Origin of the sequence: Sorangium sp. So ce327, assembly GCF_051530205.1 — a bacterium.
Classification (GTDB): domain Bacteria; phylum Myxococcota_A; class Polyangia; order Polyangiales; family Polyangiaceae; genus Sorangium; species Sorangium cellulosum_B.
In genome coordinates this window covers 7,185,528-7,197,642 of sequence record NZ_CP150330.1, presented here as the reverse complement: position 1 = coordinate 7,197,642, position 12,115 = coordinate 7,185,528, and the positions used below count along the sequence as shown (strand labels likewise).

Annotated in this window: 9 protein-coding genes; 5 read left to right on the top strand and 4 right to left on the bottom strand. The window is 72.7% G+C overall.

Annotation, left to right across the window (positions count from 1 at the left end; genetic code table 11):
* Positions 1-123 precede the first annotated feature (123 nt).
* On the bottom strand, positions 124-1,569 hold the full coding sequence (locus WME95_RS26965; protein ID WP_437902253.1) for an NAD(P)/FAD-dependent oxidoreductase: 1,446 nt from the start codon (positions 1,567-1,569) through the stop codon (positions 124-126).
* A gap of 591 nt (positions 1,570-2,160) precedes the next feature.
* Positions 2,161-4,086 (bottom strand): type VI secretion system contractile sheath domain-containing protein, encoded by a 1,926-nt coding sequence (locus tag WME95_RS26960; RefSeq protein WP_437902252.1) that lies wholly within the window; start codon positions 4,084-4,086, stop codon positions 2,161-2,163.
* An 80-nt stretch (positions 4,087-4,166) separates the two neighbouring features.
* Between WME95_RS26960 and WME95_RS26955 the strand changes: the two genes are divergently transcribed.
* From WME95_RS26955 to WME95_RS26935, 5 genes are all read left to right on the top strand, one after another.
* On the top strand, positions 4,167-5,555 hold the full coding sequence (locus WME95_RS26955) for a homoserine dehydrogenase (protein WP_437902251.1): 1,389 nt from the start codon (positions 4,167-4,169) through the stop codon (positions 5,553-5,555).
* Positions 5,552-6,481, top strand: coding sequence for a glutamate racemase (gene murI, locus WME95_RS26950; RefSeq protein ID WP_437902250.1), 930 nt, complete (start codon positions 5,552-5,554; stop codon positions 6,479-6,481). Before WME95_RS26955 ends, murI begins: the two co-directional genes overlap by 4 nt.
* 52 nt (positions 6,482-6,533) lie before the next feature.
* The gene (aroC, locus tag WME95_RS26945; RefSeq protein WP_012237475.1) at positions 6,534-7,718 is read left to right on the top strand and encodes a chorismate synthase; all 1,185 of its coding nucleotides are present in this window, start codon (positions 6,534-6,536) and stop codon (positions 7,716-7,718) included.
* Positions 7,719-7,723: 5 nt separating this feature from the next.
* The gene (aroB, locus tag WME95_RS26940; protein ID WP_437902249.1) at positions 7,724-9,334 is read left to right on the top strand and encodes a 3-dehydroquinate synthase; all 1,611 of its coding nucleotides are present in this window, start codon (positions 7,724-7,726) and stop codon (positions 9,332-9,334) included.
* A gap of 131 nt (positions 9,335-9,465) precedes the next feature.
* On the top strand, positions 9,466-9,927 hold the full coding sequence (locus tag WME95_RS26935; RefSeq protein WP_437902248.1) for a response regulator transcription factor: 462 nt from the start codon (positions 9,466-9,468) through the stop codon (positions 9,925-9,927).
* A 493-nt stretch (positions 9,928-10,420) separates the two neighbouring features.
* Here the strand turns inward: WME95_RS26935 and WME95_RS26930 are convergent, their stop codons facing one another.
* Together WME95_RS26930 and WME95_RS26925 are read right to left on the bottom strand one after the other, a co-directional pair.
* Complete coding sequence (locus WME95_RS26930; protein WP_437541089.1) at positions 10,421-11,167, bottom strand: TenA family transcriptional regulator; 747 nt, start codon at positions 11,165-11,167, stop codon at positions 10,421-10,423.
* 295 nt (positions 11,168-11,462) lie between these two features.
* The gene (locus WME95_RS26925; protein WP_437541087.1) at positions 11,463-12,068 is read right to left on the bottom strand and encodes a hypothetical protein; all 606 of its coding nucleotides are present in this window, start codon (positions 12,066-12,068) and stop codon (positions 11,463-11,465) included.
* Between the last annotated feature and the right edge of the window lie 47 nt (positions 12,069-12,115).

Sequence of the window (12,115 nt, the reverse complement as noted above, 5' to 3'; positions counted from 1 at the left end):
GGAGCATGCCTGTCGACACGGCACCACGGCGCGTTCGTCCCGCCGACACGGGCCTCGCGCGGCGCGGAGCCGTCTCCGTCATCACACGACCGGAGCGAGGCGGCGGGCTCAGCTATTCAGGCGTCATTCGGGCTGCCCTCGGTGGGCTGCGCCGGCCGCGGCCACCTCCGGCAGCGACCCTGACCGCCCCGCGCGAAGCACGCGCAGGATCAAGCGAGGATCCAGGAGCGCCTCCGGCCCGTCGAGCATGTGCAACGCGCGCACGAAGCGCACGTAGACCTCGCGATCGACCTGCGCGGCCCGGTGCAGCATCCCGGTGTACCAGCGCATGATCGGCTGGAGGAAGGGCCGCCGGCCCCTGGTCTCGGGGTAAGCGAGGTCTTCCCCCGTGGACATCCGCCACGGCAGGTCGACCGCCCTCGCCGCGGCCGCGTGGTAGCGGCGGGTGAGGCCCGCGATCGCGCCGCGCTCCGCGCGGCCGCGCTGCTCCTTGAGCGCGGCGTCGAGCGCCAGCGCCTGGAGGCAGGCCGACGTCATCCCCTGGCCGTAAACGGGGTTGAAGCTGGCGAGCGCGTCGCCCAGCACGGCGAGCCCCTCGGGCATCCGCGCCATCCGCTCGTAGTGCCGCCGGAGGTGCGCCGGGAACTTGGAGACCGCGACGTCCGTCACCGGCTCGGCCCCGAGCAGCGCCCGGTAGAGCGCGTCGTTGGGCAGGCCCCGGGCGAACTCCAGGAAGCCCTCGGGATCGGCGGGCGGGTGATCGCCGAACAGGCCCGCCAGCACCACGATCCAGCGCCCGCCCTCGATCGGCGCGATGCAGCCGAACCGCCGGCTGTCGGACGGCGAGCCGAGGACGTACAGCGATTTCCACGGGAGCTCTGCCGGATCCCGCGGCCGGTACTGCCGGCTGGCGTACCCCACCCGGACCTGGATTGTCGACTCGTCGGGCCGCCGGTAGCCGAGCGCCTCGAGCCACGCCGGCGCGCGCGAGCCGCGCCCGCTGGCGTCCACCACGAGCTCCGCCGGCAGCCGCTCGATCTGGCCGCCCTCGTCGCGTTGCCGGAGCACGACGCCCGTGATCCGGGAGCGATCGCGAGACGCCGAGAGCTCCACCACCTCGCGCTCGTCCAGGCGCCGCACTCTCGGCAGCGCGAACGCGCGGCGGCGCACGTGCGCCTCGAGCAGCGGACGGGTCATGCACACGGTCCGCACCCCCGTCTCGAAGCGCGGCTTCCAGGCGCCGTGGTGGTGCCACGCCAGGCCGAGCCCGAAGTCGTACGCGATGGCTCCGTCCTGGAGCAAATCCCCGGTGAAGCCGGGGAACAGGTCGTTCAGGATCCGCTCTCCCTGGGCGAGCAGCCCGTGGAGCTGGCGAGCCTGGGGTACCCCCTTGCGGGCCTCGCGGAGGTCATCCGGGATGGCGTCGCGCTCGACGACGGCCACCTCGCCGAAATGGTCGGCGAGCACGCGGGCTGCGACCAGGCCCGCGATGCTCCCACCGATCACCACCGCCCTGCGGCCGGCGAACGGGCGATTGGAGCGGATGTCCTCCTGGGTGCAGGGCTTCATGAAGCCGCCAGGATTGCAATCCTCGGGCCGCCCCTGAGGACTGCAAGGCCGGCGCAATGCTCGCTTCGTGATGAGGCGCTCAACCCGGGTTGCGCGCGCTGCGCACATCGCGCGCGACCCGCGCGACGTGCCAGCGCCCGACTGAGCAGCTGCGCAACTACGCAACTCCACGCGCTCCGTCGAGATGAAAGCGACCATCACTCCCGCGCTCTTCGTCGCCATCAAAGATGGCCCTCCGGCGCGACAGGCGCGGAGAGGCCGTATCGAGGCGCCGCCGCCCGCCGGCAGGTGGCCGCTCCGCGGCGGGTGTGAGAGAGAGCACCGCTCACGATCCGGTCCTCGCGTCTTCGTGAGAGACGCTCGACGTGCATTGCAATGCCGCGCGCCCGGAACCGCGCGACGTGAGCCGTCGTCCCGCGATGGGCGCCGGGCTACTTCTTGCGGCAGCCGCAGTCGGACGTCGGCGCTTGCGGCGCCGCAGGCCGCTGGCACGTGGTCACGAGGGTGCTCAGGACAGCGAGGAGGATCGCGACGCGGAGCCGCATGCCGGCGATCCTCCCCCGCGCGCCGGGCGGCGTCAATCCGGGGCGCTCAGCCGAGCGGCATCTCGAGCGACACCTCGTCGAGCCCCACGCCGAGGAAGCGGCGCGGGCGCACCGTGACCGCGATCAGCGCGCCGCCCTCGCCGCGGCCCGCCTTGACGGTGAGCTCGATGCTGGCGGGCGGCGCGCTCTCGAACAGCGCCCAGAGGGCACCCTCGACGACCGGCTGGACCTCCGCCGGGTCGCTGTCCGGGGGCAGCTTCGAGCAGAGCGCGCGCAGGAACTGGACGACGCGCGCGACGAAGAGCTGATCGACGAGCGAGACGCGCTCGAGGCGCTCGTCCGGCTCGGCCGTCGGGCTGTCGTACGTGAGCTTCTCCGGCGGGACGTAGGCCGTCGGCGCGGCGAGGACGTACACCGCGTCGCTGTTCGGGGCCGACGCGAGCAGCAGCACGCCGCTCTTCGAGAGCTCGCGCTGGGTGTCCGTGGACACGAACGCCTCGGTCGGGATCGCGACGCCCTCGTCGCCCTCGTACGCGCCCTTCACCTCGTGCACCGGCAGGTCCCCGAGCGTGCCGCCGCCCTTCGCGCCCGTGACGCGGCAGGGCCACGCCGTCTCGCGGAAGCTCCCTGTGATCAGCGCGCCGACGACGTACGCCGGCGAGATCCAGACGCGGCCGCCCTCATCGCCGGGCTGCTCGGCGATCGCCGCTTCCCGGATCCGGGAGGTCGTCCGATCGTACGGCATCCGGCCGAGCACGCGGTTCATCGCGATCGCGACCCACCGCGCGCCATGCCGCGCTGCAGCGGAGCGCCACGGCGCGCGGTGCGGCGCCCGGAACAGCGCGGCCTTGTTGTCGAGCCGCTCGACGCCGCCGAGATCGTCGACCCCGAGCAGGCGTGCGTCGCCGTTCACCACGGCGGGGAGCGCGTGCGCCTCGGCGACGCGCGCGATCTCCTCGAGCCGCGCGAGCGACGCGGCGCTGCCGTCGATCGCGACGTCCACGATGGCGACCGACGCCGGCGGCTCGGAGCTCGCCGTCTGCGCGAGCACCCGCGCGAGCGCGCTGGCCGCCTCGTCCGGGCGCGCGCTGACGACGTCGAACCGGACGCCCTCGGCCGCCTTCGCGCGCTCCACGAGCAGGCTCAGCCCGCGCCACGCCTCCTCGAGGCGCCGCACCTCGGGGTGCTGCAGGATCGCGCCGAGCTGCGCGCCGATCGCGCGCTCGATCTGCGCGATCGCCTCCGCCGGCCGAGCGGGCTGGCCCGCGCGCGGGCGGGCGCTCGCCGCCACGGTCGCGATGAGCTCCGAGAACCGCCCTGCCTCCGCCGGCTTCTGATCGAGGCTGCCCGGCGTCGCGGGTGGGGGCGCCGCCTCGGCGCCGTCGCTCCCGCCGAGGTCGACCATCGAGAGCAGCGCGTCCACGTCCGAGCCGGGCGCGGGCGCGGGCGCCGCGGGCCGCTCCGCGGCGGGCGCGGAGCGGTCGGGCGAGGCGTCCCGGCGCTCCGGGAGGAGGCCCAGGATGTCGCGCACCAGCGGGGAGCCGCCCCAGAGCCGATCGAGCTCGGCGCGCGCCTGGTCGAGCGTGGCCGAGCCGTCGCGCAGCCGATCCAGGACCCGGCGGCCGTCGAGCAGCGAGCGCAGCAGCGGCACCTCGGCGCACAGCGCGTCGGGCCGGAAGCTCTTCAGCCCGGCGGGCGCCAGGTCGACGCGCACCGCCCGGCCCGCGGCGAGCACGCTCGGCACCTCGATCGCGAGCCGTGGCCGGAGCATCGTGAAGAGGTTATCGAAGCGGCTCGCGTCGACGCGGATCGCGCCCGCGGGCGGGCTCGCGCCGGCGTTGTGCGGATCGCGCGGGGTGAGATCGGCGACGACGAGCACGCGCAGCGGGAGCAGCGGCCCCCGCTCCACGGCGTCCCCGTCCTCGCCCACGTGGAACCTGAACTCGTCGCCCAGAACGCCCTTTTCCGTCATGGCCAGCGCAGCATAGGCGTCACCTATCGGCGCGAGAAGCGCTAAGCTCCGCGCGCATGAAGACGGAAGGCGGTCCGCCCTTGAACTTGAACCCTGAACCTCACGCCGCCAGCGATCGCAGGCGCCTCCGCGGGGGCGCCCCGATCCAGATCGGGCTCCTCGGCTGCGGGACGGTCGGCGGCGGCGTCCTGCGCCTCCTGGCCGAGAACTCCGGTTACCTGGCGGAGCGCGCGGGCGTCCCCCTCGTCGTGAAGCGCGTGGTCGTGCGCGACCTCGAGAAGGAGCGCGTCGCCGCCCTGGATCGCGGCCTGCTCACCACGAACCCCGAGGAGGTCGTCGACGACCCCTCGATCGACGTCGTCGTCGAGGTGATGGGCGGCGAGACGCCCGCGCGCGCGCTGATCGAGCGCGCCATCGACCGCGGCAAGGGCGTGGTCACCGCGAACAAGCTGCTGCTCGCCGCCCACGGCCCCGCGCTCCTCGCGCGGGCCTCGGCGCGCCAGGTCGACCTCGCGTTCGAGGGGGCGGTCGGCGGCGGCATCCCGATCATCCGGACGCTCCGGGACGCGTTCGCGAGCGACTGGGTCGAGCGCGTCACCGCGATCCTGAACGGGACCTGCAACTACATCCTCACGCGCATGCGCGACACGGGCGCGTCGTTCGACGCCGCGCTGCGCGAGGCGCAGGCGCTCGGCTACGCCGAGGCCGACCCGTCGCTCGACGTCGACGGCCACGACGCCGCGCACAAGCTGATCGTCCTGGCGATGCTCGCCTTCGGGGCGCAGGTCGACAGCGCCGACGTGCACACCTCCGGGATCCGGAGCATCGAGGAGGCCGATCACCGCTACGCCGATCGGTTCGGCTACACCATCAAGCACCTGGCGATCGGCCGCGATCTCGGCGATTCCATCGAGCTGCGCGTGCACCCCACGCTGATCCCGAAGCAGAGCGTGCTCGCCAACGTCTCCGGCGTGCTCAACGCCGTGCTGCTCGAGGGGCGCGCCGTCGGCCCGTCGCTCGTCTACGGCCGCGGCGCCGGCGACCTGCCGACAGCGGTCAGCGTCGTCTCCGACATCCTCGACGTCGCGCGCTCGATCGCGTCGGGCGTCGCGGGCATGCAGGGCCGAGGCATGTCGATCAAGCCCCGCGCGGTCCGCCCGCTGGGCGAGATCGTCTCCCGGTACTACCTGCGCTTCGCGGTCGAGGACCGGCCCGGCGTCATGGGGCGCCTCGCCGGCGCGCTCGGCGACGCGGGCGTCAGCATCGAGCAGATCGTGCAGCAGGGGCCGACGAACCCGGGCTCGGGCGCGGCGCCCGGGGGCGGGGCGGCCGCTCGCCAGCCCGCGGTGGACGTCGTGCTCATCACGCACGACGCGCGGGAGGGGCTCGTGCGGAACGCGCTCGACGCGATCGCGCGGGAGCAGTTCCTCCGCGAGCCGGTGCACCTGTTCCGCATCGAGGAGCCGTGACGTCCCACAGCGACGCGCCGCTCGGCGTGTTCGACTCGGGCCTCGGCGGCCTCACGGTCGTGCGCGCGCTGCGCAGGCGCTGCCCGGCGGAGGACATCGTCTACCTGGGCGACACGGCGCGGGTCCCGTACGGCACGCGGTCGCCGGAGACGGTGGTCCGCTACGCGCTCGGCTGCGCGCGCGTGCTCATCGGCCGCGGCGTCAAGGCGATCGTTGTCGCGTGCAACACGGTGAGCGCCGTCGCGATCGACATGCTCCGGGTCGAGCTGGATCTGCCCGTCCTCGGGGTCATCCTGCCCGGCGCCCGCGCCGCCGTCGCCGCGTCGCGCGGCGCGACGATCGGCGTGCTCGGGACGGCCGGGACCATCGCGTCCGGCGCCTATCCCCGCGCCGTGGCGTCGCTCAGCACCCGCACCGAGGTCGCCGGCCAGGCGGCCCCGCTGCTCGTCTCGCTGGCGGAGGAGGGATGGCTCGAGGGCGAGGTTCCGCGGCTCGTCGCGCGGCGGTACCTGGAGCCGCTCATCGGCGCGGGCGCCCGCTCGATCGTGCTCGGGTGCACGCACTTCCCGCTCCTCCGCGCCGCGATCGAGGCCGAGACGGCATCGCTCGCCGGCGGCCCCCTCCCGATCGTGGACAGCGCCTCGGCGACCGCCGAGGAAGTGGCCTCGTTCCTCGCGGAGCGGGGGCTCGCGACCTCCCGGAGCACGCCGGGCGGCCTCTCGCTCCTCGTCACGGATCTACCGAAGAGCTTCGCCACCGTGGCGGCCAGGTTCCTCGGGGAGCCGGTCGTCGCGGACGGCGCCGTCCGCTCCTCGACCCAGGCTGGCGCCGCTGTCCGCTCTCCGACCCAGGTTGGCGGCGACGCCGCTGGCCATTCTTCCCCTTTTTCCGCCCAAGGCGTCGACGTGGAGCAGATCGACCTGTAATACGCAGCAAGCTTCGCCCGGGGCTCCGGGCGCGGAGGAGGTTTTCCACACGATGACGCAGCTCAGGTGGCTTTCGGCCGGCGAGTCGCACGGGCCGGAGCTCGTGGCGACCGTCGAGGGTATTCCGGCGGGCATGCCGCTCCTCGCGGAGGACATCGACGAGGATCTGGCGCGTCGCCAGCGCGGCTATGGGCGCGGCGGGCGGATGAAGATCGAGACCGATCGCGTCCGCCTCGTCGCCGGCGTGCGCGGCGGCGAGACGCTCGGCGGCCCCATCGCCATGGTGATCGAGAACCGCGATCACGCGAGCTGGGCCGGGCGGATGGGCCCCGAGCCGTTCCCCGAGCCGCCCGAGGCGCTGACCCGCCCGCGCCCTGGCCACGCGGATCTGGCCGGCGGCCTGAAGTACGCCCGGCGGGACCTGCGCGACGTGCTCGAGCGGGCGAGCGCGCGCGAGACCGCGGCGCGGGTCGCGGTGGGCGGCGTTTGCCGCAAGCTCCTCCGGTCCGTCGGCGTCGAGGTCTTCGCCCATGTCCTGTCGATCGGCCCGGTGGCGTCGCCGACCTCCGCCGCCTCGGGCGGGGGTGAGCTCCCGCTCACCGAGCTCCGGGAGCGCGCCCGCGCCTCGGATCTCGCGTGCGTCGACGCCGTTGCCGCGCAGGCGATGCGCGACGCCATTCGCGAGGCCGCGCACCGGGGCGACACGCTCGGCGGCGTCTTCGAGGTGATCGCCACGGGCCTGCCGCCCGGGCTCGGGAGCCACGTGCAGTGGGACCGCAAGCTCGACGGACGGCTCGCGCAGGCGCTGATGAGCATCCAGGCGATCAAGGGCGTCGAGATCGGCATCGGCTTCGAGGCCGCGCGCATCTCGGGCTCCGAGGTGCACGACCCCATCGCCTACGATCAGGGGGCGCACGCGTTCACCCGCCCGTCGAACCGCGCCGGCGGCCTCGAGGGCGGCATCACGAACGGCATGCCGCTCATCTGCCGCGCCGCCATGAAGCCGATCGCGACGCTCAAGCGCGCGCTCCCGTCGGTCGACGTGCGCACCAAGGAGCAGTTCGACGCCGCCTTCGAGCGCAGCGACGTCTGCGCCGTCGCGGCCGCCTCGGTCGTCGGCGAGGCGATGGTGGCGATCACGCTCGCCGCCGCCCTGCTCGAGAAATTCGGCGGCGACAGCCTCACGGAGCTCTCGCGCAACGTCGACAGCTACCTCCAGCAGGTCCGCTCTTACTGAAGGCCATGGAATTCCTTTCCGACGCACCTCCGCTCCTGCTCACCGGCTTCATGGGGGCAGGCAAGTCCACCGTGGGCCGCATCGCCGCCGCGCGCACGGGGCTCCCGTTCCTCGATCTCGACGACGCCATCGTCGAGGAGGCCGGCGAGAGCGTCCCGTCGCTCTTCGCGAAGCGCGGCGAGGCTGGCTTCCGCGCGCTGGAGGCGGCGACCCTGCGCCGGCTCCTGGCGGCGCGCGGCCCGCGCATCATCGCTCTCGGCGGCGGCGCCCTGGTCGATCCCGCGCTCCGCGCCGAGGCGCTCGAGCGCGGCTGCGTCGTCGCGCTCACCGCCACCCCGCGCACGATCGCCGCGCGCACGCCGAACGGCAACCGCCCGCTCCTCGACGGCGCGCCGGATCGCGAGGCGCGCATCCGGGAGCTCCTGGCCGCGCGCGCCCCCGTCTATGCCGAGGCCCACGCGCGCGTCGTGACCGACGGCGTCTCCCCCGCGGACGTCGCGGCGCGGGTCCTCCGCGCCTACGCGGATCGCCCGCTCTTCGTGCCGCTCAGCGACAAGAGCTACGCGGTGCGCATCGCCTCCGACGGGGCGGCGTCCACGGCGGACGCCATCGCCGCGCTGGCGCCGACGTCCGTCTTCGTCGTCACGGACGAGAACGTGAGCCGCCTCTGGGGCGCGCCGCTGCTCGGCGCGCTCGCGGCGCAGGGGACGCCGGCCGCGGCCGTCACGGTGCTCAAGCCCGGCGAGGAGCACAAGCGGCTCGCGGCCGTCGAGGCGGCGCTGACGGCGATGATCGACGGCGGCGCCGATCGCGGCGCGGTGGTGCTCGCGCACGGCGGGGGTGTGGTGACCGACATCGGCGGCTTCGCCGCGTCCACGCTGCTGCGGGGCGTCCGCTGGGTCGCGGCGCCGACCACGCTCCTCTCGATGGTCGACGCCTCGGTCGGCGGCAAGACCGGGGTCGACCTCGGGCCCGCGAAGAACGCCGTCGGGACGTTCCACCAGCCGTCCGCGGTCGTCGCGAGCCCGGCGGCGCTCGCGACCGAGACCGACCGCGCTTACCGGAGCGGGCTCGCGGAGGTGGTGAAATCGGCCTGCATCGGCGATCCGGAGCTGCTCACGCTGCTCGAGCGCGAGGCCGACCGCGTCCTCGCGCGCGACCCCGGCCTGCTCGCCGAGATCATCCGCCGCTCGATCGCCGTGAAGGCGGCCATCGTCGCCCGCGATGAGCGCGAGTCGGGCGACCGCGCCCTCCTGAACCTCGGTCACACGCTGGGGCACGCCCTAGAGGCCGAGGGGGGGTTCGTCCGGCTGGCGCACGGCGAGGCGGTGGCGCTCGGCATGGTGGCCATATTCCGCGTCGGATGCGCGCTCGGCGTGACCGACCGCGCGGCGGCCGACCGGGCGACCCGCCTGCTCGCGCGGCTCGGTCTGCCCACCCGGATCGAGGACGAGCCGGTCTCCGCCGCGCTGCGCTTCCTGTCGCTCGACAAGAAGCGCCGGGGCTCGTCGGTCCGGACGGTGCTGATGCGGGACATCGGCAGCACGTTCGTGGAGCCGATGCCGCTCGATCGCCTCGCCTCGCTCCTCGAGCGCGCGGCCGCCGGCGCGACCTGATCCTCGGACGCCGCGCGATGCGCCTGAGACAGCCCTGCTCCGGGCGAAGCCCCTGCGTCGGCGCCGGACGCCCTCCTCGCTGAGCGCTACCGGCGCAGACGGCGCTTGCGCTGTCGGTGAATAAAATCGATGTGTTGCCAACGTTCTTCGGAAAAAAATTCCGGCACACCGCCCGCATCGTCCGCTCCGCGCTATCTTTCCCGGCGCCGATGGTGACCGCGACGAAGAAGAGAATCCTGGTGGTGGAAGACGAGCAGGACACGGCGGCGATGATCGCCCGGTTCCTCGGCGACGAGTTCGACACCGTGGTCGCGACGAACGGGGTCGATGGGCTCGCGCTGGCCCAGCAAGAGCCGCTGCCCGATCTGGTGATCGTGGACATCATGATGCCGAAGCTCGACGGCGTGAGCATGACGAAGCGGCTCCGCGAGCACGAGCCGATGCGCCGGGTGCCCATCATCTTCCTGACCGCCAAGTCAGATCCGATGGACGTCATCGCCGGCATCCAGGCGGGCGCACGCCATTACATCACGAAGCCCTTCGTGCTCGACGATCTCAAGAAAAAGGTCCGCAAAGCCGTCTACGGCCGCTAGAGCGGCGGTCACTCGCTTCGGATACGGGCCCACCTCGACGTTTTCGGTGCTCAGCGCACAGGAGTGCGCTTGCGCGCCGAAAACGTCGATCTGGGCCCGTCTCCTGTGCGAGAGACCGCCGCTCTGCCCCGGCGGACAGCGGGGCCGGGGGAAACGGCAGCAGGGGGCGGGGGGGACCGCAGCAGGGGGAGGGACTGGCTGGGGGTTCGCGGTGGGGGCCGCGCTGGTCAATGAGTCGAATGGCGAAGAGGTTGAGAGAAGGGGAGAATGCCGACTGGCGATCTTGGCATCTCCGAGGTCTCTCGCTTCGAGCAGGTCCGTTTCTCGCGTGCTGCTTGGTGCCGTAGGGGAGGAATCGCGGCGGTTTCTGATGCCGTCACGCGCCGGCACCGCGGGGCGTTCGCCTTGTGTTCTTTGAGGGTTCTTCGGAGAGCCCGTATCTCCGCTGGGGCTCGGCGCCGGTCGTGCGCGGCGCTGGCAGGAGGTGGCCGCGTCAGCTGCCGCCGCGGTGCGGGACGCTGCAGGCCCTGAACGCCTTCTCGAACAGCTCGAGCGAGCGGGAGATGCTCGAATGCACCCGGCGGATCTCCTCGGCGGAGGTGGTCGCGAGCTTCACGATCTCGAGCGCCTCGCGCGGGTGGGCATCATCGTAGTTCGCATGCGCGGCGAGCCACGTCAGCGACTTGCTCCCCTCGCCATAGAGCTTCGTAAAGCCCGGCAGCACCACGCGAGAACACTCGCCGATGACCCCCTCGATCGCATAGTTCACCGCGCCGACCGCCTCCGCGAGGGAGCCGCGGTAGGACACCGACCAGAGCCACTCGAAGAGCGACGCGATCTCCGGGCTCGGGCGGTGGCTCGTGATGTCCGAGGTGCTGTGCCCGTGCCACGCCGCCCAGTCGAGGTACCAGCGCACGTGCAGCGCCTCGACCCGGATGTTGCCGATGAGCCAGTCGCGCACCAGGGAGTCGCGCGGCGTCTGGCCATAGGTCGTCTTGGCGAGGCTGAGCCCCATGTACTTCGGGAACGCCTCGACCACGCAGAAGAACTCACGGAGGAGCCCCTTCCACATCTCCTGATCGACCGGCGCCGTCATCGTCTGCGCGATCGGCGGCGTGTAGACCGCGGCCTTCCACTGGTCGGCCAGAGATTCGAGCATGTCCTCGACCCAGACCGGGTGCGGCGTCGCCTGTAGGCTGTCCTTGACTTCCTTATGCCGCTGCGAGCGAGGTGACAGCATGAAATTACCTGTTGGGTTGCTGGGTCAATCCGCCTCGTGGCTGCCCGCCGGCCTCTACCCCACCGAACCCCCGAAGGCTGACCGGTCAGCGGCCGTCAGGAGACAATCCGCACAGCAGGCACGATGCTGACCCCGAGCACGAAGGACGAGAGGGGCAGCGCGAGGACCTCACCATGGGAGGCTTCGTGTACATGTGTCCTGCCTGCATCCAGTCTGGATCAAGGTGAAGGAGCAAGTCAATAGACAAACGAGGGCGCCGCCGCAACGACAAGAGGGCCGATCTCGCTCAGGTCGCTCACCATACGACCTCGGAGAGGCACTCCGTCGCGCCGCGGAACCGGCACCGCTGGTGGGTTACTTTGGGGGTGGATGCACCGCACAGGAGGAGCGCCTGCTCGACCCAGCCGCAGACGCCTTCTCCGCAGTTCATCGCGGAGGGCCCCTCGTCGTCCCCGGTCGGGCCTGTGATGGTCAGCACCCACTCCCGCGGCTTCACCATGCGCGGGAAGACCTTCCCGGCGTCGAAGTAGCGCGACCAGAACATTCCAGTCCGGGCGACGATCGTGTCGGGCATGGCGATCGAGAGCGCGAACTTCAACACCGTATTGAGGTCGCGATCCGCGACGTAGCGGGCAAACCGCTTGAGCTCAGCGGTTTGGTCGCTCGCAGTGCGCGCGTGCGTTCGCAAGGCGCGGTTCCAGACGCCGATCGGATACCAGCTGCTCGCGAGCAGCGGCTGAGAGAGTACGTCCCGGTCTGACTTGGGCAGCGACGTCACCAGGCGCTCCCATGAACCGGCGTCGCGGGTCGTCGTGACGAACGACCGGAGGTTGACCAGCAACGTTCCTTTGCATCTTCCGGCGGGGATCGAGGTCTTGGTCTTCGTCTCGTGCGTCTTCATCGCGGCGAACCTACGGCGGGAAGGCCCCGGCGAAGCTGAGCCCGATC

Excerpts from the sequence above, each read along its gene's own strand:
- WME95_RS26965 (WP_437902253.1), bottom strand. The coding sequence starts at position 1,569 with ATGAAGCCCTGCACCCAGGAGGACATCCGCTCCAATCGCCCGTTCGCC.
- WME95_RS26960 (WP_437902252.1), bottom strand. The coding sequence starts at position 4,086 with ATGACGGAAAAGGGCGTTCTGGGCGACGAGTTCAGGTTCCACGTGGGC.
- aroC (WP_012237475.1), top strand. The coding sequence starts at position 6,534 with ATGACGCAGCTCAGGTGGCTTTCGGCCGGCGAGTCGCACGGGCCGGAG.
- aroB (WP_437902249.1), top strand. The coding sequence starts at position 7,724 with ATGGAATTCCTTTCCGACGCACCTCCGCTCCTGCTCACCGGCTTCATG.
- WME95_RS26930 (WP_437541089.1), bottom strand. The coding sequence starts at position 11,167 with ATGCTGTCACCTCGCTCGCAGCGGCATAAGGAAGTCAAGGACAGCCTA.
- WME95_RS26925 (WP_437541087.1), bottom strand. The coding sequence starts at position 12,068 with ATGAAGACGCACGAGACGAAGACCAAGACCTCGATCCCCGCCGGAAGA.